Annotated in this window: 23 protein-coding genes; 13 read left to right on the plus strand and 10 right to left on the minus strand. The window is 47.7% G+C overall.

What is annotated here, in order from left to right:
* Positions 1-22: 22 nt before the first annotated feature.
* The 3 genes from DW800_RS13640 (at position 23) to mtgA (ending at position 2,911) form a co-directional block, all read left to right on the plus strand.
* Entirely contained in the window at positions 23-1,351 is a 1,329-nt protein-coding gene (locus DW800_RS13640) for an MATE family efflux transporter (protein WP_119958141.1), read from the plus strand.
* A 100-nt stretch (positions 1,352-1,451) separates the two neighbouring features.
* Positions 1,452-2,126 carry an OmpA family protein gene (locus tag DW800_RS13645; protein ID WP_005828077.1) on the plus strand — a complete coding sequence of 225 codons (675 nt, stop codon included), beginning with the start codon at positions 1,452-1,454 and terminating at the stop codon, positions 2,124-2,126.
* Positions 2,127-2,206: 80 nt separating this feature from the next.
* Entirely contained in the window at positions 2,207-2,911 is a 705-nt protein-coding gene (gene mtgA / locus DW800_RS13650) for a monofunctional biosynthetic peptidoglycan transglycosylase (RefSeq protein WP_119958142.1), read from the plus strand.
* An 89-nt stretch (positions 2,912-3,000) separates the two neighbouring features.
* On the opposite strand, the gene DW800_RS13655 is transcribed toward mtgA, so the two are convergent.
* The 3 genes from DW800_RS13655 to DW800_RS13665 all read right to left on the minus strand — a co-directional run bounded on the left by DW800_RS13655 (position 3,001) and on the right by DW800_RS13665 (position 6,082).
* On the minus strand, positions 3,001-4,149 hold the full coding sequence (locus DW800_RS13655) for a cytochrome d ubiquinol oxidase subunit II (protein WP_005828073.1): 1,149 nt from the start codon (positions 4,147-4,149) through the stop codon (positions 3,001-3,003).
* Between the two features lie 20 nt (positions 4,150-4,169).
* Positions 4,170-5,744, minus strand: a complete 1,575-nt coding sequence (locus tag DW800_RS13660) for a cytochrome ubiquinol oxidase subunit I (RefSeq protein WP_016273496.1) — start codon at positions 5,742-5,744, stop codon at positions 4,170-4,172.
* A gap of 116 nt (positions 5,745-5,860) precedes the next feature.
* Entirely contained in the window at positions 5,861-6,082 is a 222-nt protein-coding gene (locus DW800_RS13665) for a DUF4492 domain-containing protein (RefSeq protein WP_005836288.1), read from the minus strand.
* Positions 6,083-6,292: 210 nt separating this feature from the next.
* On the opposite strand from DW800_RS13665, the gene DW800_RS13670 reads away from it, so the two are divergent.
* From DW800_RS13670 to DW800_RS13700, 7 genes are all read left to right on the plus strand, one after another.
* A complete protein-coding gene (locus DW800_RS13670) occupies positions 6,293-7,693 on the plus strand; it encodes a TolC family protein (protein ID WP_008663122.1) in 1,401 nt (466 codons plus the stop codon).
* 12 nt (positions 7,694-7,705) lie between these two features.
* Positions 7,706-8,935 (plus strand): efflux RND transporter periplasmic adaptor subunit, encoded by a 1,230-nt coding sequence (locus tag DW800_RS13675; protein ID WP_005828067.1) that lies wholly within the window; start codon positions 7,706-7,708, stop codon positions 8,933-8,935.
* Positions 8,936-8,950: 15 nt separating this feature from the next.
* The gene (locus DW800_RS13680) at positions 8,951-9,697 is read left to right on the plus strand and encodes an ABC transporter ATP-binding protein (protein ID WP_005828066.1); all 747 of its coding nucleotides are present in this window, start codon (positions 8,951-8,953) and stop codon (positions 9,695-9,697) included.
* A gap of 53 nt (positions 9,698-9,750) precedes the next feature.
* The gene (locus DW800_RS13685) at positions 9,751-10,971 is read left to right on the plus strand and encodes an ABC transporter permease (RefSeq protein WP_005836280.1); all 1,221 of its coding nucleotides are present in this window, start codon (positions 9,751-9,753) and stop codon (positions 10,969-10,971) included.
* Between the two features lie 245 nt (positions 10,972-11,216).
* On the plus strand, positions 11,217-12,284 hold the full coding sequence (locus DW800_RS13690) for a sensor histidine kinase (RefSeq protein ID WP_118936650.1): 1,068 nt from the start codon (positions 11,217-11,219) through the stop codon (positions 12,282-12,284).
* Positions 12,281-12,982: a LytR/AlgR family response regulator transcription factor gene (locus DW800_RS13695; protein ID WP_022401519.1), complete on the plus strand. Its 702-nt coding sequence runs from the start codon at positions 12,281-12,283 to the stop codon at positions 12,980-12,982. Before DW800_RS13690 ends, DW800_RS13695 begins: the two co-directional genes overlap by 4 nt.
* Positions 12,983-13,318: 336 nt before the next feature.
* Entirely contained in the window at positions 13,319-14,491 is a 1,173-nt protein-coding gene (locus tag DW800_RS13700; protein ID WP_117589092.1) for a tyrosine-type recombinase/integrase, read from the plus strand.
* Here DW800_RS13700 and DW800_RS13705 read toward each other — a convergent pair.
* A complete protein-coding gene (locus DW800_RS13705) occupies positions 14,483-14,692 on the minus strand; it encodes a hypothetical protein (RefSeq protein ID WP_117879008.1) in 210 nt (69 codons plus the stop codon). The two genes, DW800_RS13700 and DW800_RS13705, sit on opposite strands and share 9 nt — an antisense overlap.
* Positions 14,693-15,008: 316 nt before the next feature.
* Between DW800_RS13705 and DW800_RS13710 the strand changes: the two genes are divergently transcribed.
* Both DW800_RS13710 and DW800_RS13715 read left to right on the plus strand, forming a co-directional pair.
* Positions 15,009-15,191, plus strand: coding sequence for a hypothetical protein (locus DW800_RS13710; protein WP_117589094.1), 183 nt, complete (start codon positions 15,009-15,011; stop codon positions 15,189-15,191).
* A gap of 43 nt (positions 15,192-15,234) precedes the next feature.
* Positions 15,235-15,639, plus strand: coding sequence for a DUF5053 domain-containing protein (locus DW800_RS13715; protein ID WP_117866126.1), 405 nt, complete (start codon positions 15,235-15,237; stop codon positions 15,637-15,639).
* A gap of 69 nt (positions 15,640-15,708) precedes the next feature.
* Here DW800_RS13715 and DW800_RS13720 read toward each other — a convergent pair whose 3' ends face one another.
* The 3 genes from DW800_RS13720 to DW800_RS13730 form a co-directional block, all read right to left on the minus strand.
* Positions 15,709-15,990 (minus strand): hypothetical protein, encoded by a 282-nt coding sequence (locus tag DW800_RS13720; RefSeq protein ID WP_005837084.1) that lies wholly within the window; start codon positions 15,988-15,990, stop codon positions 15,709-15,711.
* Positions 15,991-16,202: 212 nt separating this feature from the next.
* A complete protein-coding gene (locus DW800_RS13725) occupies positions 16,203-16,529 on the minus strand; it encodes a hypothetical protein (protein WP_008664637.1) in 327 nt (108 codons plus the stop codon).
* A 713-nt stretch (positions 16,530-17,242) separates the two neighbouring features.
* A complete protein-coding gene (locus DW800_RS13730) occupies positions 17,243-17,485 on the minus strand; it encodes a DUF6965 family protein (protein ID WP_117866127.1) in 243 nt (80 codons plus the stop codon).
* 141 nt (positions 17,486-17,626) lie between these two features.
* On the opposite strand from DW800_RS13730, the gene DW800_RS13735 reads away from it, so the two are divergent.
* Positions 17,627-18,907: a DUF3440 domain-containing protein gene (locus DW800_RS13735; protein ID WP_117866128.1), complete on the plus strand. Its 1,281-nt coding sequence runs from the start codon at positions 17,627-17,629 to the stop codon at positions 18,905-18,907.
* Between the two features lie 79 nt (positions 18,908-18,986).
* Here DW800_RS13735 and DW800_RS19820 read toward each other — a convergent pair whose 3' ends face one another.
* The 3 genes from DW800_RS19820 to DW800_RS13755 all read right to left on the minus strand — a co-directional run bounded on the left by DW800_RS19820 (position 18,987) and on the right by DW800_RS13755 (position 20,503).
* Entirely contained in the window at positions 18,987-19,517 is a 531-nt protein-coding gene (locus tag DW800_RS19820; RefSeq protein WP_182012948.1) for a hypothetical protein, read from the minus strand.
* Positions 19,507-20,031, minus strand: coding sequence for a glycoside hydrolase family 108 protein (locus DW800_RS13750; RefSeq protein ID WP_117866129.1), 525 nt, complete (start codon positions 20,029-20,031; stop codon positions 19,507-19,509). The genes DW800_RS19820 and DW800_RS13750 overlap by 11 nt, the downstream gene beginning before the upstream one ends.
* Positions 20,032-20,161: 130 nt before the next feature.
* A complete protein-coding gene (locus tag DW800_RS13755) occupies positions 20,162-20,503 on the minus strand; it encodes a hypothetical protein (protein ID WP_117866130.1) in 342 nt (113 codons plus the stop codon).
* Positions 20,504-20,535 lie beyond the last annotated feature (32 nt).

The following is a 20,535-nucleotide window of genomic DNA, read 5'->3' on the forward strand; positions in this document are numbered from 1 at the left end:
GTTTACCTAAAAACCCGTCAACGTGCAAGGAACAAAGAATCTGACACAAGGCCCCATCAACCGCCAGCTTTTCACGCTGGCAATGCCCATCATGGCCACCTCGTTCATCCAGATGGCCTACAGCCTGACGGACATGGCATGGGTAGGGCGTCTGGGCAGTGAGTCCGTGGCTGCAGTAGGTGCGGTAGGCATACTGACGTGGATGTCCGGCTCCATCGCCTTGCTCAATAAAGTGGGCGCCGAAGTCAGCGTAGGCCAGTCCATCGGTGCACGCAGCGAAGAGGATGCACGCAGCTTTGCTTCGCACAACATTACGATTGCCCTGCTCATCTCCGTCTGCTGGGGAGGTCTGCTCTTCCTTTTCGCCCGCCCCATTCTGAACATCTTCGAGCTGAAACAGCATATCACGGACGCCGCCGTGACTTATCTGCGCATCGTGTCGACGGGACTGCCGTTTGTCTTTCTCTCCGCTGCCTTCACGGGCATCTACAACGCGGCAGGACGAAGCAAGATTCCGTTCTACATCAGCGGAACGGGACTGATTATGAATATCCTCCTCGACCCTCTGTTCATCTTCGGCTTCGGTTGGGGAACAGTGGGCGCGGCACTTGCCACATGGTTTTCCGAAGCTACAGTATTCGGCATCTTCGTCTACAAGCTCCGGGGGAAAAGCGCCGTGCTCGGAGGTTTCTCCTTTATCGTTCCGCTGAAAAAGAAGTACACCCGGCGCATCTTCAAGCTCGGGCTGCCCGTGGCTACGCTGAACACGCTATTTGCCTTCGTCAACATGTTCCTCTCGCGCACCGCCTCGGAGCAGGGAGGACACATCGGACTGATGGCATTCACCACCGGCGGACAAATCGAGGCCATCACCTGGAATACTTCGCAAGGATTCTCCACGGGGCTGAGCACGTTCATCGCCCAGAACTATGCCGCGGGGCAGAAGTCGCGCGTGAAGCAAGCATGGCGCACCACCATGTGGATGACGGGCGTATTCGGAAGCCTCTGCTCACTACTGTTCATCTTCTTCGGCAGCGAGGTGTTCTCTATCTTCGTACCCGAGGCCGAAGCCTACCGTGTGGGTGGAGATTTCCTCCGCATCGACGGCTATTCGCAAATGTTCATGATGATGGAAATTACCATGCAGGGCGTGTTCTACGGACTGGGACGGACAGTGCCGCCTGCCATTGTCAGCATCGGATGCAATTACATGCGTATTCCGGTGGCGTTACTGCTGGTGCACATGGGTATGGGAGTGGATGCCATCTGGTGGGCAGTAAGTGGAACGACCATTGCCAAAGGTCTTATACTGACAGCCTGGTTCGTCCTCATCAAAAGGAAAATTCTCTAAAAAAGGACAGAACTGGCGAACTTTAGAAAGAAGAATATGGTTATTATATACATAAATTTGCAACATTAAAGATAAAGTCAACTTTTAAAGAAAAAGAGTTATGAAGAAGATGAAATTTACAGTATTGCTTTTGTGCGGCGCATTGCTGCTGGGCAGTTGCGGCACAATGAACAACAAGGCCAAAGGTGGAATAATCGGCGGTGGCTCCGGTGCAGCAGCAGGTGCCATTATCGGCGGACTGATAGGTAAAGGCAAGGGGGCAGCCATTGGAGCTGCGGTAGGTGCTGCAGTAGGTACGGGTGCCGGCGTTGCCATCGGACACAAGATGGACAAGAAGGCTGCCGAAGCTGCCAAGATTGAAGGCGCCCAAGTGGAGCAGGTGACGGATGCCAACGGCTTGCCGGCTGTCAAAGTATCCTTTGCGGCAGGTATTCTTTTCGGCTTCAACTCCGCAGCACTGAGCAACGAGGCAAAGGCTTCCCTGCGCGAACTCGCACAGATTCTGAAGGAAGACCCGACAACGGATATCGCCATCATCGGCCATACCGACAAAGTGGGTACTTACGAAGCCAACATGAAAGTTTCCAAGAACCGCGCCTATGCCGTAGAGAACTATTTGCAGGATTGCGGTGTATCTCCGGCCCAGTTCAAGAAAGTGGAAGGCGTGGGATACAACGAATACGACGAAAGTCTGTCTGCCGACCAGAACCGACGCGTAGAGGTATATATGTATGCCAGCGAACAGATGATTAAGAATGCGGAGGCAGCTAATTAATATGGTAAAGTGATTAATGTGTTAATGTGCCAATATGCATATTGGCACATTAACACATTAATCACATTGGCACTCTCTCCATGAAACTCCCGAAGCCTTTGCGGTTCCTCCGCAACATCATATTATTCTTCTTTATTTCCACTATCCTGGCGGTAGTGGTTTATCGTTTTGTACCTGTCTACATCACGCCACTGATGGTTATTCGCAGCGTGCAGCAGGTCTTTAAGGGTGAAAGTCCATGCTGGCACCACACTTGGGTATCTTCCGACAAGATATCCCCTCACCTGCCTATGGCCGTCATTGCCTCGGAAGACAACCGGTTTGCCACACACAACGGATTCGATTTCATCGAGATACAGAAAGCGATAAAGGAGAATGAAACAAGAAAACGGAAACGGGGCGCAAGCACCATCAGCCAGCAGACGGCAAAGAATGTATTCCTATGGCCCCAGTCTTCCTGGGTACGTAAAGGACTGGAAGTCTACTTCACCGTACTGATAGAATTCTTCTGGTCCAAAGAACGTATCATGGAGGTCTATCTCAACTCCATCGAAATGGGAAAAGGCATCTATGGCGCACAAGCTGCCGCCAAATACAAATTCAAGACCACCGCCGCCAAGCTCTCTGCCGGACAGTGCGCACTAATAGCGGCAACATTGCCCAATCCCATACGCTTCGACTCAGCACACCCCTCCCCTTACATAAAGAAAAGGCAAGGACAGATTCTACGATTGATGAAACTGGTACCCAAATTCCAGCTAAATGAGATGCGGACAAAAGAATAAGAAGAGGATGTATCAAAACAGTTAATAGCACACAGATGACACATCCTCCTTTAATTTTTAATTCTTAATTTTTAATTCTTAATTTTTAATTAATACGCGTGTCCTCCCTCTTCCATCTCCTTCGCATCAATCTTGCGATTGTCGATACTGCGCCAAGCGTAGAAGATGTAGGCAAGAACGAAAGGAACAAGGATAGAGACATAAGCCATAACCTTCAGTGTGAACTGGCTCGAGCAACTGTTTGCCAACGTGAGTGAGCTTTGCAGGTCGTGGGTAGAAGGATAATAGGCCGTATTGTTATAGCCTGCCACAAGCAGCAGTGCCAATACCGTAAGCACCGTCCCTGCACCGGCAAACCAGATACCCTTGTCGAATGCCGGCTTCCACAGCGTGCGGATAATGCCCCAGAGCACAGCCACCACACCAACCAGGAATACAAGCAGCACTACCGGCATCTGCAGGAAGTTCGTCAGATACTTGTAGGGCTCCATGAACACCTCTCCCGTTTCCGGGCGTACAGCATAGCCGTCGGCAAGCAGCGTGCGGATGACGAAGGCCAGGAAGAATACCAGGAACAACGCCGTATTTCCCCAGAGTGCCCGGCGGCAGCGTTTCACCAAATCATCCTCATTGATATTATTAATAAAATAAAGCGCTCCCAAGATACGTGCCAGAAAGAACACAGCCAGCCCCAGCACCACATTCCACGGATTAAGCAGCGCATCCAACCCATGCCAGCCGTTAGCCCATTGACTGATAACCGGCATTGCCGCATCTGCGATATTCCCTTTATTGATATAGAAGTTAGACCCCGTGAAGAACGTAGCAACCGCCCCACCCAGCAATACCGGACCTACTACTCCGTTTATCACCAGGAATGTGCGATACGTTGTCTTGCCCAGCAGATTTCCCGCCTTCGACTGAAACTCGTAGCTGACAGCCTGCAACACAAAGCTGAACAGAATAATCATCCACAGCCAATAGGCCCCTCCGAAACTGGTACTATAGAACAACGGAAACGAAGCAAAGAACGCGCCTCCAAACGTGACGAGCGTTGTAAACGTGAACTCCCACTTCCGTCCCGTAGAATTAATCATCATCTTCTTCTGCTCCTCCGTCTTCCCCAGACAGAACAGAAGCGAATTACCTCCCTGCACGAACAGCAGGAATACCAGCAGTGCTCCCAGCAAGGAGACTACAAACCACCAATAGTGTTGAAGAAATATATAAGCATTCATTGTGAGTTATGAGTTATAAGTTATGAGTTATGTGACGGTGTGTGCGTTTCGGTTTCCGGACCTTTGCGAATGGCCTTCAGCATAATTCCCACCTCAGCAATCAGCATGACAGTGAAAAGTACCAGGAAGATAAAGAACGTGGTCTGCACGGAGCCTACATCCAGCTTAGAGATGGCGGCACTCGTGGGCAGCATATCTTGGATGGCCCACGGCTGGCGACCACACTCGGCAACCACCCATCCGGCTTGTCCAGCCAGATAGCCCAGCGGAATGGTGAGCATAGCCACCCAATGCATCCATGGCATCCGCGACAAGTCTTTCTTATAGGCCAGGAACAGCACCACAATAAAGAAGAGGATGAAGTATCCACCCAACATCACCATCACACGGAACATGTAGAACGTAAGGGACACATTGGGCACCAGCTCGTTCACGTCCTTGATATAACCGTAACCGAAATAGGCTACATTATCTTTCAACACTTTGGCAGCCACCTCTGCATCCGCCTCATTGCCCGCAGCCTTGGCTGCACGATAGGCGGCAAACGCACCGATAGCCGTTTTTCCTTTTTCTATTTTCTCTTCTGCCGAAAGCGCTACGGTACCGTCCCTCAACGGATATCCGCCTTTCAGCAGGTCATTGATGCCGGGAACAAAAGCATCCATCTTGCGCTCGGCAAGCAGCGACAGCATCTTAGGGATTTCCACACGGAAAAGGAATGGGTCTACTCCGTCCTGCGGTGTCTGCTTGGCAGGATTCAGCAGCCCGAACGCTACCAATCCGGCACCTTGCCGCCCTTCATAATAGCCTTCCATAGCAGCCAGCTTCATCGGCTGCTTTTGCGCCACCTGATAGCCTGAGCCATCGCCCGTCCAGGCAGACAGCACGGCGGCACACAGACCTACCCATGCAGCAATCTTTACACTTGCCAGCGCAAATTTCTTCTCGCGCTTCTTCCACAGATACCAGCAGCTTACACCTACTACAAACACGGCAGCCAGCACCCAGCCGGACAGCACGCTATGGAAGAACTTATTGACAGCCATCGGCGAAGTTGCCACAGCCCAGAAGTCCACCATCTCGTTGCGTGCCGTATCGGGATTGAACTCCATACCTACGGGATTCTGCATCCACGCATTGGCAACCAGAATCCACCAGGCAGAAATCGTGGCGCCCAGCCCCGTGAGCCAAGTAGATGCCAGATGGAAACGCTTGCTCACCTTATCCCAGCCGAAGAACATGACGGCGATAAACGTTGCTTCCATAAAGAAAGCCAAAATACCCTCGATGGCAAGCGGCGCACCGAAGATGTCGCCCACAAACCAACTGTAATTACTCCAATTCGTACCGAATTCAAATTCCAGAATGATACCGGTTGCCACACCAATAGCAAAGTTGATACCGAAAATCTTCATCCAGAATTTGGCAGTACGTTTCCAAAATTCGTCACCCGTACGGTAGTACGCTGTCTCCATGATGCCCATAATTACCGCCAGTCCAAGTGTCAGCGGCACAAAAATCCAGTGATAGATGGCGGTCAAGGCAAATTGGGCTCTCGACCAGTCAATCAGGGAAGTGTCAATGTGTCCAAGCATAAGAATCAAGTTATGAGTTATAAGTTATGAGTTATTAAGTTTTTAAGTTATCGGGTAAGAACAGAGAGACACGGAGAATTTATAAGGGCAAGGAAATAAACTCTGTGTCTCCGTGTTTAGTCGCCCAGACTCCGATGGATAAGCTCATTACTGACATAGCCTTCCTTGTCATCGCCCACCACGGGGGTATTCAGAAACCGTGGGAAGAAGAAAAGGCGGAGAATGAAAAACATGATGAACAACTTCACAAGAATGATAAGCCACAAAGTACGCCCTAACGTCATACTTCGAAAACCTTCCAAATAAAAACGCCAAATGTTTACCGCAGTCTGTTTCATGCCGATAAAATTATAATGATTACAAATATAAAATACTTTTATATAAAGAACAAATAAAAAGGTGAAAAGTTGAACAGAAAAAAGACTTCTCCCATTCATCGGTACAAAAAAGATTTTAGGCGAGGAAAATTCACTCAACGTCTATCACTTTTGCAATCCTTTCTCCACCCCACTACATTTGCAAATGTAAAACCATAGAATAACGAAGATATGACGAACGTAAAAAGATTGACAGTGATAGCGCTATGTATGGCAAGCTGCATGGGAGTGGCCGCCCAAAACGGCACTTCCACGCAGATACCCGGCAGTTCCGAGCAGCCAGCCGACAGCCTGCCCACCCAATGGGACTTGCAAGCGTGCATCGACTATGCCTTGCAGCAAAACATCACCATCCGCAAGAACCGCCTCAACGCGGAAAGTGCCCAGGTAGATGTAAAAACCGCCCGGGCCGCCCTCTTCCCCAGCCTTTCGGCCAATGTGAGCCAGCGTGTCGTGAATCGCCCGAAGAGCGAGACAAACACCATCATTGACGGCGACAACATCACCAGCAGCCAGAGCAAGACTTCCTATAACGGCAGCTACGGCATCGATGCCAACTGGACCCTCTACAACGGCGGGAAACGCCTCAACACCATCAAACAACAGCAGCTGAACAACCGCATTGCCGAACTTAGCGTAGCACAGAGCGAGAACAGCATCGAAGAAAGTATCGCACAAACCTACGTACAGATACTCTACGCCGCCGAAGCCGTGAAAGTGAACGAATCGACCCTGGAAGTGAGCCAGGCCGAATGCGAACGCGCCCGCCAACTTCTCGAAGCAGGAAGCATAGCCAAAAGCGACCTGGCACAACTGGAAGCGCAAGTGAGTACCGACAAGTACCAGCTGGTGACAGCACAAGCCACCCTGCAAGACTACAAACTACAACTGAAACAACTCCTGGAACTGGACGGCGAATCCGAGATGAACCTCTACATCCCCACACTCGGCACGGAAAACGTACTGGCACCCCTGCCCACCAAAACGGACGTTTACCGTTCTGCCCTCGTGCTCCGTCCGGAAATAGAAGCCGGCAAACTGAATATACAAACATCCGACCTCGACATCAAAATTGCCCGCGCTGGCTATCTGCCTACGCTGAGCCTCAGCGCCGGCATCGGAACCAGCCATGCCAACGGCAATGACTTCACCTTCAGCGAGCAAGTCAAACAGAACTGGAACAACTCGCTGGGCTTCACCGTAAGCGTGCCTATCTTCAGCAACCGGCAGACCAAGAGTGCCGTAGAGAAAGCCAAGATTCAGAAGCAGACCAGCGAACTGGACCTGCTGGACGACCAAAAAACGCTGTACAAGACCATCGAAACCCTCTGGCTCGATGCCAACAGCGCCCAGCAGCGCTACGCCGCCGCCACAGAGAAACTGAAAAGTACGCAGACCAGCTATGAACTGATTCAAGAGCAGTTCAACCTGGGCATGAAGAATACCGTAGAACTGCTGACTGAGAAAAGCAATCTGCTCAGCGCACAGCAGGAGACACTACAAGCCAAATACATGGCCATACTGAATATGCAGCTACTGAAGTTTTATCAAGGAGAAAAAATCGAATTATAATACCTTATATATATGAACAAAAAAAGAATCATCCTCATTGCCGTAGCTGCCGTAATCATAGTGGGCGGCGGCGTATGGCTCTTCGGTGGTGCCAAGGCCAAGCACAAGGTGACCTACGCCACAGCAACCATCCATAAAGGCGAGATTTCCGAATCCGTAACCGCCACGGGGACCATCGAACCGGTGACGGAAGTGGAAGTGGGTACCCAGGTGAGCGGTATCATCGACAAGATTCATGTAGACTACAATTCCGTAGTAACCAAAGGCCAACTCATTGCCGAGATGGACCGCGTGACACTGCAAAGCGAACTCGCTTCGCAACGCGCCGCCTACAACGGTGCAAAGGCCGAATACGAGTACCAGAAAAAACTCTACGAGCGCAACAAGACGCTGAACGAAAAGCAGCTCATCGCCGCCACGGACTATGAGCAGTCCGTCTATAACTACGAGAAGGCCAAGAGCAACTACGAAAGCAGCCAGGCATCACTGGCAAAGGCTGAACGCAACCTCTCCTACGCCACCATCACCTCTCCCATCGACGGTGTGGTCATCAGCCGCGACGTGGAAGCAGGACAGACCGTGGCTTCCGGCTTCGAGACACCGACACTGTTCACCATCGCTGCCGACCTGACGCAGATGCAGGTTGTGGCCGACGTGGACGAAGCGGACATAGGCGGTGTGGAAGAGGGACAGCGCGCCACGTTTACCGTAGACGCCTACCCGAATGACGTGTTCGAAGGAGTGGTCACACAAATTCGTCTGGGAGATGCCAGCTCAAGCAGCACGTCGAGCACCAGCACCAGCACGGTTGTGACCTACGAAGTAGTCATCTCCGCCCACAACCCGGACCTGAAACTGAAACCACGCCTGACAGCCAACGTCACCATCTTCACCCTCGACCGCAAAGACGTACTGTGCGCTCCTGCCCGTGCCCTGCGCTTCAACCCCGAAAAACCGCTTATCGGCGACAATGATATCGTGAAGGATTGCGAAGGGGAACATAAACTCTGGACCCGCGAAGGCAACACCTTTACCGCCCATCCGGTGAAGATAGGTATCTCCAACGGAGTCAACACGGAAATTATCAGCGGCATTAACGAAGGTACCGTAGTGGTGACCGAAGCCACCATCGGCAGCATGCCCGGCAGCGGCGCTCCGGACATGAGCCAGGAAGCTCCCGGAGGTGAGAAGAGTCCGTTCATGCCTGGCCCTCCGGGAAGTAAGAAGAAGAGCGGAAAATAATACAAAAAAAGAATTATGAATAAAGCAGTCATTGAACTTCAAAATATCAAACGCAACTTCCAGGTGGGGGACGAAACCGTGCATGCCCTGCGCGGCGTCTCGTTCACCATCCGTGAAGGCGAGTTTGTCACCATCATGGGTACATCGGGCTCCGGAAAGTCGACTTTGCTGAATACCCTCGGCTGCCTGGACACGCCCACCAGCGGCGAATACCTGCTGGACGGTATCTCCGTACGCACCATGAGCAAGCCTCAACGCGCCGTACTACGCAACCGTAAAATCGGCTTCGTATTCCAGAGTTACAACCTGCTGCCCAAAACCACTGCCGTGGAAAATGTGGAGCTACCGCTGATGTATAACTCCTCCGTCTCGGCTTCCGAAAGGCGGAGACGTGCCATCGAAGCCCTGCAAGCCGTGGGGCTGGGCGACCGACTGGAACATAAGTCCAATCAGATGTCCGGCGGTCAGATGCAACGCGTAGCCATCGCCCGCGCCTTGGTGAACAATCCCGCCGTTATCCTGGCAGACGAAGCTACGGGTAACCTGGACACCCGTACTTCTTTCGAGATTCTGGTACTGTTCCAAAAGCTGCATGCCGAAGGACGCACCATCATCTTCGTCACCCACAACCCCGAAATAGCCCAGTACAGCAGCCGCAACATCGTGCTGCGCGACGGACAAATCAAGGACGATACCATCAACACCCAAATCCAGAATGCAGCCGAAGCCCTGGCAGCATTGCCTAAGCAGGAGGAGGAATGAGGGATAAGGGATTAAGGATTAGGGATTAATTTTAAACTTTCCATTAAAACGATATGAACGGAACAAACCTTTTCAAAATAGCCTTGCGAGCCTTGAACAACAACAAGCTGCGCGCATTCCTCACCATGCTGGGCATCATCATCGGCGTGGCGTCCGTCATCACGATGCTTGCCATCGGACAAGGTTCGAAGAAAAGCATCCAGGCGCAAATCTCCGAGATGGGCTCCAACATGATTATGATTCACCCCGGTGCCGACATGCGCGGCGGTGTCCGCCAAGACCCCAGCGCCATGCAGACCTTGAAGCTGACCGACTACGAAGCCCTGCGCAACGAAACCAACTTCCTGGCTGCCGTCAGCCCCAATGTCTCCTCCAGCGGGCAGCTCATCGCGGGCAACAACAACTACCCCTCCTCCGTGAGCGGCGTGGGCACGGACTATCTCGAAATCCGGCAGCTCAGCGTGGAGAACGGCGAGATGTTTACCGAAGCCGACATACAGACCTCTGCCAAGGTGTGCGTCATCGGAAAGACCATCCAAGACAACCTCTTTCCCGGAGGAGAGGACCCCGTGGGACGTATCATCCGTTTCAACCAAGTGCCCTTCCGCGTGGTGGGCGTGCTGAAGTCCAAAGGCTACAACTCCATGGGCATGGACCAAGACGACGTAGTGCTTGCCCCCTACAGCACCGTGATGAAACGCCTGCTGGCACAGACCTACCTTAGCGGCATCTTCGCCTCCGCCCTCACCGAGGACATGACGGACAATGCCACCGACGAGATCACCGAGATACTGCGCCGCAACCACAAGCTGAAGGAGAGTGACGACGACGACTTCACCATTCGCAGCCAGCAGGAACTCAGCACCATGCTGAACTCCACCACCGACCTGATGACCACGCTGCTTGCCTGCATAGCCGGCATTTCGCTCGTAGTGGGCGGCATCGGCATTATGAACATCATGTACGTATCGGTGACGGAACGCACGCGCGAAATCGGCCTGCGCATGAGTGTAGGCGCCCGCGGTGTCGACATCTTGAGCCAGTTCCTCATCGAAGCCATCCTCATCAGCATCACCGGAGGTATCATCGGCGTCATCATAGGATGCGGAGCCAGCTGGATAGTGAAGAGCGTTGCCCACTGGCCCATCTTCATCCAGCCGTGGAGTGTATTCCTCTCCTTCGCCGTATGTACCGTCACCGGAGTGTTCTTCGGTTGGTATCCCGCCAAGAAAGCTGCGGACCTCGACCCGATAGAGGCCATACGCTACGAATAACCTTTTCTCCCTTGCCGGAAGTTAGCCAAATAGTTCTTAAGTATTAGGAAAAAAGTTTCCGGCAATAGGGAAAAAAGTTATGCGAAACTAAGAATAATCTCTATCCCAAGCCTTGGGATAGACATCCGCAAGCTTGGGATACATATCCGCAACCTGGAAACGCTTATCCGCAACCTGCGAACAGAAATTTGCTTCGCAGGCGGTGGATATTAACAATATTCATCTAAAATTCCTATCTTTGTATCATGATGAAACAACAGCTCCCTAACCCACGCCACCGCGGCATCGAAACCCTGATACACATCATTGTCTGGGGTATCGTCATCGGTTTCCCCTTTCTGATGATGACACGCAGCGGCTTCAATATCAGCCTCGCGGACTATCTGCGCCACGGTAGCAGCAGTACCCTCTCATTCTTCCTTGTATTCTACATCAACTACTGCCTCCTCATTCCCCGCTACTTGTTCGAGGGACGCATCCGGCAGTATCTCCTGCTGAACACACTGCTCATCATCTGCATTACCACCGGCGCCCACCTTTGGCAAGAATACACATTCCAAAACCATATGCGCGGCGATGATGGCGGTCAGCACATGGGGCCTCCCAAATGGATATTCATCTTGCGCGACGTCTCGACCATGATTCTCACCGCCGGCCTCAGCGCTGCCATCAAGCTGAGCCGCCGCTGGGCGCAGATGGACGCCGCCCGCCGCGAAGCCGAGAAAAGCCGCACGGAAGCCGAGTTGAAGAACCTGCGCAACCAGCTCAACCCGCACTTCCTGCTCAATACGCTGAACAACATCTACGCCCTCATCGCCTTCGATGCCGACAAGGCACAGACTGCCGTGCAGGAACTGAGCCGACTGCTGCGCCATGTGCTGTATGACAATCAGCAGAACTTCGTCACCCTGGACAAGGAGATGGACTTCATCCGCAACTACATCGAACTGATGCGCATCCGTCTCTCCGCCAACGTCCATGTGGAAACAAAGATAGACGTCCGACCGGACAGCCGTACGGAAATAGCTCCGCTCATCTTTATTTCCCTCATAGAGAATGCCTTCAAGCATGGCATCTCCCCCACCGAGCCCAGCTTTATCCGTATCCACTTCAGTGAAAGCCCCGGAGAGATACATTGCGAAATAACCAACAGCTATCATCCCAAAAGCGTGGCAGACAAGAGTGGAAGCGGCATCGGGTTGGAACAAGTGCGCAAGCGTCTGGAGCTGACCTATCCCGGCCATTACGACTGGCAGCAAGGAGTGAGTGAGGACATGAAAGAGTATAAATCTATTTTAATTATAAAGATATGAATCTGAAGTGCGCCATTGTAGACGACGAGCCCCTCGCCCTGGGGTTGCTGGAAAGCTACGTCAACAAGACCCCGTTTCTAGAGTTGGTCGGTAAATACTCCAGTGCCGTACAAGCCATCAAGGAGTTGCCCGAGAAGCACATCGACCTGCTTTTCCTCGACATCCAGATGCCCGAACTGAACGGACTGGAATTTTCGAAGATGGTCGATTCCGGCACCCGCATTGTCTTTACCACCGCCTTCGACCAGTATGCCATAGACGGCTACAAAGTCAATGCGCTGGACTACCTGCTGAAACCCATCTCCTACGTCGACTTTCTGCAGGCTGCCAACAAGGCTGTGCAATGGTTCGAATTGCTGCAACAGTCCAAGGAAGAGATTCAGAGCATCTTCGTAAAGAGCGAGTATAAGCTGGTGCAAATCGAATTGAGTAAAATTCTGTACATAGAGGGGCTAAAAGACTATCTCAAAATCTACGAGGAGGATTCTCCCAAGCCTATCCTGTCTCTCATGAGCATGAAGGCAATGGAGGAACTTCTGCCTGCCTCGCGTTTCATGCGCGTCCACCGTTCCTACATTGTTCAGAAGAATAAAATACGTATTATAGACCGTGGCCGCATCGTGTTCGGAAAGAATTACATCCCGATAAGTGACAGCTATAAACAAGCTTTTCAAGAATTTTTAGACCAAAGAAGCTAAAAAAATCGACTAATCCGTCGATAAAATCGGAAAAAACGTCGATTTATTATAGAATCCTTTTGCATATTAAAATATGTTTTTTTATCTTTGCACCGAACAGATAGGAGTTGTGAAACTCCCCCAATAGAATAGTTTAGTTAAGTCTAGTTTAGTTTTTGTGTGAAGCACTTCCTCCGTAAGCGAACGCTGGAAGTGCTTTTATTTTAGGTGTATCAGGTACTTACGGAAAAAGCAGATTTCCATCACTTCGCAGCAGGTTGCAAAATTTGATTGTCGGACAATTGTCGGACAGTATTTTTTAATAACCAAATTGTCGCAACTTTATTAAACAAAAAGATGGCAACACTTAAACTTTGTATCGTACCAGCTAAAGTGCTTATCAACGGAAAGCACAAAGTAAGAATATCTCTGGCACACAACTCCGGTACCAGATACATTCCTACAAACTGTATCATCGATGACTTGTCCCAATTTAAAGATGGTCAAGTTATCAATCACCCCGAAGCTGCATCTATGAACATGAAGCTCCGGAACCTGCTCAACCATTACCAAAAAGTCATAGACAACATCTATGATGTGGATGTATATTCATGTTCCGAACTCCGGGAAATCATCATCAAGAAGAAAGACCATACCAATGCCAAATTCTCCTCAGCTATGAATTCTTATCTATCTGAACTCGCAGAAGAGAAAAGAAGTAAATCAGAGAAGTTATATAGGCTATCCTGCCAGTCCTTCATTAAGTCACAAGGTGACTTATTACTTTCTATGATTACACCTCGGAATATAAAGCATTTCGAGATGGACCTTGAGGATAAGAGGTTATCCCCTACCACTATCAAAATATATCTGACATTACTCAAAGTGATTATCAACTATGCAAAGAAGCACAATATGGTAAAATATGAGATTGACCCTTTTGAGTTCTGCCGAATGCCATCCGCTAATATTCGTGAACTAGACCTTACTATTGACGAAGTAAAAGCTATCCGGGATATGGAAATTCCCAAATACAACATAGGTGTAGTACGCGACATATTTATGCTAAGTTATTACCTCGGTGGAATCAACCTTATAGATATGCTTGACATTGATTTCCGTAAAGATTGGATAGAATATTACCGACGGAAAACAAAGAACAAGAAAAGCGGTGAAAGCAAAACCGCATTTTCAATCCAACCGGAAGCCAGAGAAATCATAAACAAATACATGCAAAAAAACGGAAAGCTTGTGTTTGGCAAGTACAAAACATTCGGGCAATGCTACTCCGTGGTATCACGTAAAATGGAAGAACTTGCCAAGATAGCTGGCATAAAGAAACATGTGATATATTATTCAGCCCGTAAATCATTCGTCCAGCACGGATTTGAATTAGGTATCTCCTTAGAAATACTTGAATACTGCATCGGCCAGTCGATGAAAACCAATAGACCAATATTCAACTATTTTAGGGTCATGCGAAAACATGCGGATGATGCAATGAGAAAAATCTTCGACAGTCTAAAGTGATTGTTCTTGGACGAAAGCTATTGCCTCGATAGTAGCTTCTTCCCTCTCCTTTTCTATGTCGGAGTTCAAGCGGTCTATTAAGTCCATATTTCCCGTCAGCGCGGTTTTCACACAATCGGAAAACGTGACTATCAGCCGATAGTGACCGTATCCAATAAAGGACTTCGTGAGCTTCGGGAAGGATGATTCAGTTTTACCCATAACGCAACCGGATTAAGGAGCGGAAAAAAGAACGGTTCCGCTTTCCCGTTGCGTTACATATTCTCAAATAGGAGGATACAGTGAAACCATTAAGCTATCACACGGGGGTCGGAACCGTATATGCACAAGCTACTGGCAAAATTTATCACCAGTAGCTCTACGGTCGGAATATTACTATTCCTCCTATTCAATAAAGTATGTAACGCACCGCAAATATGGAAAAAATATGCGAAATAACGAAAATAATTCATGCAATAGTTGTATAATAACCAAAAGATTATTATCTTTGTAATGTCAAATAACAAAAGTAATCAACATGAGTAACGAACAAATTAAAAAGGACCTGCTTATACAAAGAGCATTCCTCAAAAAAGAATTAGACCAGCTAAGGTTTATTGCCGAAGTTACCGGAACTAACCAAGAAAAAGAGATTGATAAAAGATTAGACCGATTACTGACAATCGACAAAATATTGAAAGAGTTAGAAAAAAAGAAGTAAAACAAAGTCCCTCTCTCCGGAGAGGGCACTAAAAAACAAATATATGGCACTGAAAGATGAATTACTGGCATTAAAGCCGCTACTTGGTACAGACTCTCCAGAGTTCTATACCAAAATGAGAGAAATAGCCGCCAAGTACAATTCGGAAGAAGATAAAAAAGCTATTGCAGATTTCGTATCAGAACGCTTACAGAACATTGATAGGAAACTGGACGTTATAGAAGAAAGTGCAATCAAATTGCAATTACAAGAAGTTGCCGAAATAGTTTCTCTAAGCTATCTTGCGAAAAAGTATTTCAACAAGAGCCGTTCGTGGTTATATCAGAGGTTAAATGGCAATCTGGTAAACGGGAAACCGGCACGCTTTACTAAAGAAGAATTACAGACATTCAACAATGCACTACAAGACATATCTCAAAAAATAGGCTCACTTAGTATCTCATATTGATACTCTGTTATTTGACACCATCCCCGTAGTTGAGCCGCTACGGGGATTTTTTACTGAAAAAGAAGCGATTCATTCAACTGTCCTTTCCACAATCTCCATCACTACATGGCTTGACTCCAACCAGAGCCAATACCACAGCCAAAGCATAATCCCACCCAACCAAACAAAAGCCACATCAATATAGTACAAATTTAATATCCTGCTAACCAATACACATAAGAGTTCTCCGCAAAGCACATAGGCAGCAACCATAGTAACAAGCTGGTCATTGGCAACAGTTATCAAAACCAGAATGCCTATAACGGGAAGAAGGGAAATACAATCAATTAGAAGTTGTTGTTTGTCATTCATAATACAATAGGGATTAGAATACAAATATAAACATTATTTTGTATAAAACAACCCTCTATAATAGGAATTTCTGACAAAAAAGAAACGAACTATTATTACAATATAAACAAAAAGAGCGACTATTCAGCCGCCCCTTTCGCATTAACGAGATAGACATAAAAGTATCTCAAATCATCTCTGTAGATGAATCCGAACCACTACAGAGTTTCCATTCATTCTACAGTTTCTCCTTTTTCATTCAGAAGTACCGTTACTTCTTCAGTGGATTGATTTTCCTTGGTGATGGTCAACACAACCTTATAAATCTTACCGGTTTCTTTCTCGGAAATGAAAGCCTCCTTTATTACAGCCCCCTCATAGTCCTTAGCCAAGACATTCATAACTGCCTGAGGCAAGTCTTTTACTTCCACTTTTGTGAACTCATCCTGAGGATTTTGCTGAGTTTGCTCTACAGACTGTGTTCCAGAAACCACGTAAGCAAATGCTACTGAACTGCCTAATCCCATAACCATTGCTAATGCTACCAATACTTTTTTCATAATCGTAAGTTTTAAGTAAATAAATATAGTTTTTGTATTAACTATAGGACAAACGATATGCCATGATGTACATCAGTACATAATACATTATACATCAGCATATTATAAAAACAAGAAGGAATAATTATGTGTGGAAATATGTGGAACTGAGTACCACACATGGGGAATAATTACACAATATGGATTACTTAATTCTTGGGAAATGGAACAAGACAGCTGAATAAGCTGCCCCTTCTATAAAACAGTCAACAAACAGACATTCACTAATCAAATGACATAAACATAAGCATAAATAACCCGGCTAAAGCCATAGCAAATGCAATTACCATACAAAACTCTTTTTTCATAACTAATAATTTGGTTAAACACATATTTCCATCGCACGTTCAACAACGCACTCTTGTCTCCGACAAAACCTCAGCCGCATAAAAGCTGAGGTCCAGCATGTTCCTTTCAATATATACAATCAATTAGAGCACACAATGTTGGAACATTCTGTAAATCCAGTATAAAGAAACTGCAATGGCTGAAAGAAGGACTATACTAACACTATATACCGGATTCTACTATAAAGACAACTGCTTTTCTGAAATTCCCTACGTGACTTGAGGGAATTTTATAAAAGAAAGGATATAAATGAAAAAGCCCCGACGAAAGCCGGGACATGTCACACACAATAGATATGAATTGTTGCCTATGAATATAAAGGCAGCTTATTCAACCGCCCCTTCTATTACTTCCTTCAACCGATACAATCTATCAATGGCCGGATTATAGAAAGCATCCGGATAATGCTGCTTTATATCGCAGATATTCGCATTAACATACATAGAGGTGTCAAAAATATGTTCTGCCTCACTTAGCATCACCTCCTTGGGTAACTGGGTTGTTTGTGCCCATTCGATTATTGCCTTGACGGATTCCTCGTCATAGGAATATTTACTTTCTTCTGCCATAATTGCTATTTATGTTTTTATGAATTAGCCTGCACAAATATAGATAATTGAAGCCAATTACAAATGATATAGAAGCCGAAGTTATAGGAAATATTGAGGCTTTGCATTAATTTTGTCACTACTTATAATTTTTTACACCATATGAGCCCAAAGAATGTATATGAATTAATCCAGGAAAGACTGGAAGTGATTTTTAAAGAGTTCGACAATATATACATTTCCTTTTCAGGTGGAAAGGATAGCGGAGTGTTGCTGAACCTATGTCTGGACTATATGCGTAGGAACCGGCTGAAGCGCAGGATTGGAGTGTTCCACATGGACTATGAGATACAGTACAGTATGACCATTGACTATGTGGACCGGGTATTGGAGGCAAACAAGGACATGCTGGACGTGTACCGTGTCTGCGTGCCTTTCCGTGTAACGACCTGTACCTCCATGTACCAGAACTACTGGCGTCCCTGGGACGAAGCAAAAAAGGAAGCATGGGTCAGAGAAATGCCGGAGGGCGCAATGACTGTAGACGATTTCCCTTTCTATAACCGCAGGATGTGGGACTATGAATTTCAGACAGAGTTTTCCCGTTGGCTCCATCAACGGAAAGCTGCACGGCGTACCTGCTGTCTGGTGGGCATACGTACCCAAGAAAGCTACAACCGTTGGCGCACAATCTATCGAGGTGTGAAAGAGCAATATAAGGATTACCAATGGAGCACGAAAATCAGCGAGGATGTGTATAACCTATATCCACTGTTCGACTGGAAAACGGAGGATATATGGATTGCCAACGGTAAGTTCCGATGGGATTACAATAAACTATACGACCTCTACTATCAAGCCGGGGTAAGCCTTGACCGGCAACGGGTGGCAAGTCCGTTCATCAGCGAGGCCATTGAGAGCCTTGCCTTGTACAAGGTCATTGACCCCAACACTTGGGGACGGATGATAGGACGTGTAAACGGAGTCGGCTTTGCCGGACTTTACGGCAATACCCGTGCTGCTGGAAGGAGAGAGATACGTCTGCCGGATGGATATACCTGGAAGTCATTCATGGAATTCCTGCTTTCGACCCTGCCGGAACATACCAGGAGAAGATACCAGTCCAAGCTGGAAACCAGTATCAAATTTTGGAAGGAAAAGGGTGGAGTTCTCAGTGATGAAGTCATACAGAAGCTGAAAGACCGCAATATCCCCATCCAGGTGGGTGACAGTACCAACTATAGGACAGACAAGAAACCAGTACGAATGGACTACCTGGATGACATTGACATAGAAGAGTTCCGAGAAATTCCCACCTATAAGCGTATGTGTATATGTATCCTGCGTAACGACCATACCTGCAAGTATATGGGGTTCGCCCTAACCAAGGAGGAGAACAAAATGAAGAGTAACGCCTTGAAAAAATACAAGGATATTTTATAAATACTGCATTTTACAGTAAACATATAAAACTGCTCCGACTTTCGCAAGCCGGAGCAGTCCAATTTATAAATTTAAAGTCTTATGATGAAGATTGTCTGTTGCGCCAATGTTTTACTATCAGCATAACGACAATCAAAACGGTTACACAAACACAAGCAAAACCAATTTGTTTAAGCAAGGTGGATTCTTTTTTTTCTTTTATAGTTTCTGACCGTTTTTCCTCACGGATATTGGAAATGGTTCTTTTATCAGCCTTGACACTCGTAGTATCAACTACTACCGTCTGTTTATCCTCCTTCTTATTGAAATCACCTTCTACATGACCGTCAGCCAATAACGGAGATTTCCCGGTCAAGCTATCGGGCGGTTTTCTTGTATCATAGATACGGAAATCAATCACATAGTTACCATTAGCGGTAATGAGTTCGCTCAAAGAGGTACTTGCCCCATGTACGATATCGACCGATTCACTCGTGCTGTCCTTTCTGATTACTTCTGCACCGGACTTGACAGCTTTATGAGAGCTGCCACATGATAACAATAGGAACAGACACATGAAAGGAGCCAGCAATATATGCCGGCTTACCCAGTTCATAACCTTAGCCAACATAGGCAATGTCATTTATACGGTTCATCCAACCTCTCTTAAATTTATTGTTCGCCGGACGTTTTTTACATATATCCTCGATGAAATCAAACCGTGCAATCTTAATCATGTCGAACAACTCACGCGGGTTCCTGGCATTCACCGCAGCGAGTGTCTTAGGTCCAACAATGCCATCCACAGTAACACCAAGCAAACGTTGAGGAATCTTTATTCCGTGTACACCGGATGCCCACACCCAATCGACAAGGATATTAGCAACTGATTGCGATTTAATATCGTCAGCTTTCCATCTGTCCCAATAATGCGGTTTGAGCACCCGGTTGACGACATCCTCACGGGTAAGCAGACGCAGGTCATCCACGTCTATATCACCGTCACCGTCCTTGTCATAGCCGCATGACTTCCACGTGCCAATAGTCACACCCATATTCGTTGCACCTCCAAGGTCTGCCGGGTCATTCACGAAACCGCCTTCCCATTTGAGAATCCACGGCGCTAATTTATACACATTCGCCATTCTTATTTTCCTCCTTGATTTTTGGTTTTACATAAAAATACAATATATTTGCAAACGCCTTTGTTTAAACTTTAAGTTGTGTAGTATTAAGGGAAAGGGAGCTGTTGTGAAACACCTTCCTTTCCGCGAATCAGTAGCCGTTTTGCGGTTCTCTGTCACCGCATTTCTTCCTCTCACACCGTTTAAGCGCCAGTTCCAGTTTTAAGTCAGAATTAGCCTCCTTCAGTGTAAATAACTCATCCTGCACCTTACGGAGCCGGTCTGTCTGCTCCACAAACCGCTGTTCCTTCTCCGAAAGCTGCTTTTGCAGGAACTCGTTGTACTCCCGTAATGCCTTAAACTCCTCGACATCCGCATGTGCGTCCTCAATACGCGCATTGGTTTTGCGCGACATCCACCACTTAATAAGCTGCTTGATGCCCTCGATGCCACCGAGTGCGGTCACCAGCATAACCCAATCATCCATACCCATTTTATTACTTTATTTATAACCATCAAATTGTC

Origin of the sequence: Bacteroides sp. AM32-11AC, from assembly GCF_003603515.1 — a bacterium.
Classification (GTDB): domain Bacteria; phylum Bacteroidota; class Bacteroidia; order Bacteroidales; family Bacteroidaceae; genus Bacteroides; species Bacteroides uniformis.

What these genes read in the sequence shown, in the direction of transcription:
- DW800_RS13645 (WP_005828077.1), top strand. Translation starts at nt 1,452, where the DNA reads ATGAAGAAGATGAAATTTACAGTATTGCTTTTGTGCGGCGCATTGCTG.
- mtgA (WP_119958142.1), top strand. Translation starts at nt 2,207, where the DNA reads ATGAAACTCCCGAAGCCTTTGCGGTTCCTCCGCAACATCATATTATTC.
- DW800_RS13655 (WP_005828073.1), bottom strand. Translation starts at nt 4,149, where the DNA reads ATGAATGCTTATATATTTCTTCAACACTATTGGTGGTTTGTAGTCTCC.
- DW800_RS13660 (WP_016273496.1), bottom strand. Translation starts at nt 5,744, where the DNA reads ATGCTTGGACACATTGACACTTCCCTGATTGACTGGTCGAGAGCCCAA.
- DW800_RS13665 (WP_005836288.1), bottom strand. Translation starts at nt 6,082, where the DNA reads ATGAAACAGACTGCGGTAAACATTTGGCGTTTTTATTTGGAAGGTTTT.
- DW800_RS13670 (WP_008663122.1), top strand. Translation starts at nt 6,293, where the DNA reads ATGACGAACGTAAAAAGATTGACAGTGATAGCGCTATGTATGGCAAGC.
- DW800_RS13675 (WP_005828067.1), top strand. Translation starts at nt 7,706, where the DNA reads ATGAACAAAAAAAGAATCATCCTCATTGCCGTAGCTGCCGTAATCATA.
- DW800_RS13680 (WP_005828066.1), top strand. Translation starts at nt 8,951, where the DNA reads ATGAATAAAGCAGTCATTGAACTTCAAAATATCAAACGCAACTTCCAG.
- DW800_RS13685 (WP_005836280.1), top strand. Translation starts at nt 9,751, where the DNA reads ATGAACGGAACAAACCTTTTCAAAATAGCCTTGCGAGCCTTGAACAAC.
- DW800_RS13690 (WP_118936650.1), top strand. Translation starts at nt 11,217, where the DNA reads ATGATGAAACAACAGCTCCCTAACCCACGCCACCGCGGCATCGAAACC.
- DW800_RS13695 (WP_022401519.1), top strand. Translation starts at nt 12,281, where the DNA reads ATGAATCTGAAGTGCGCCATTGTAGACGACGAGCCCCTCGCCCTGGGG.
- DW800_RS13700 (WP_117589092.1), top strand. Translation starts at nt 13,319, where the DNA reads ATGGCAACACTTAAACTTTGTATCGTACCAGCTAAAGTGCTTATCAAC.
- DW800_RS13705 (WP_117879008.1), bottom strand. Translation starts at nt 14,692, where the DNA reads ATGGGTAAAACTGAATCATCCTTCCCGAAGCTCACGAAGTCCTTTATT.
- DW800_RS13710 (WP_117589094.1), top strand. Translation starts at nt 15,009, where the DNA reads ATGAGTAACGAACAAATTAAAAAGGACCTGCTTATACAAAGAGCATTC.
- DW800_RS13715 (WP_117866126.1), top strand. Translation starts at nt 15,235, where the DNA reads ATGGCACTGAAAGATGAATTACTGGCATTAAAGCCGCTACTTGGTACA.
- DW800_RS13720 (WP_005837084.1), bottom strand. Translation starts at nt 15,990, where the DNA reads ATGAATGACAAACAACAACTTCTAATTGATTGTATTTCCCTTCTTCCC.
- DW800_RS13725 (WP_008664637.1), bottom strand. Translation starts at nt 16,529, where the DNA reads ATGAAAAAAGTATTGGTAGCATTAGCAATGGTTATGGGATTAGGCAGT.
- DW800_RS13730 (WP_117866127.1), bottom strand. Translation starts at nt 17,485, where the DNA reads ATGGCAGAAGAAAGTAAATATTCCTATGACGAGGAATCCGTCAAGGCA.
- DW800_RS13735 (WP_117866128.1), top strand. Translation starts at nt 17,627, where the DNA reads ATGAGCCCAAAGAATGTATATGAATTAATCCAGGAAAGACTGGAAGTG.
- DW800_RS19820 (WP_182012948.1), bottom strand. Translation starts at nt 19,517, where the DNA reads ATGTTGGCTAAGGTTATGAACTGGGTAAGCCGGCATATATTGCTGGCT.
- DW800_RS13750 (WP_117866129.1), bottom strand. Translation starts at nt 20,031, where the DNA reads ATGGCGAATGTGTATAAATTAGCGCCGTGGATTCTCAAATGGGAAGGC.
- DW800_RS13755 (WP_117866130.1), bottom strand. Translation starts at nt 20,503, where the DNA reads ATGGGTATGGATGATTGGGTTATGCTGGTGACCGCACTCGGTGGCATC.